The sequence below is a fragment of the Microbacterium sp. genome (genome assembly GCF_031988965.1).
GTDB lineage: Bacteria > Actinomycetota > Actinomycetes > Actinomycetales > Microbacteriaceae > Microbacterium.
In genome coordinates, this window is sequence record NZ_DALZXX010000131.1 from 1 (window position 1) to 245 (window position 245).

General features: G+C 74.7%; 1 pseudogene. It reads right to left on the minus strand.

Annotation, left to right across the window (positions count from 1 at the left end):
• Window positions 1-245 (minus strand): annotated as a pseudogene (locus RTM68_RS15365) (hypothetical protein); the annotation flags it as partial.

The window sequence follows — 245 nt, forward strand, 5'->3', positions numbered from 1 at the left end:
CCCGTGTAGAGCGGTTGCCCGTCGGAGGGCGTCCGCTGTGCGGCGATCGTGAGGCGCGGACCGAGCAGGCCCTGCGCGGGTGAATCGGTGGTCGGGTCCGCGGCCGGGTCCGGGTTCGTGGCCACGACGGTGGCGGCGAGAGCATCCGCCCTGACCGTCAGGTCGTCGACGTCGCCGACCGCGCAGTACACGACCGGACCGCGGCGCACGGCCACGGTTCCGCGCACCGCGTCGATGCGCGGATG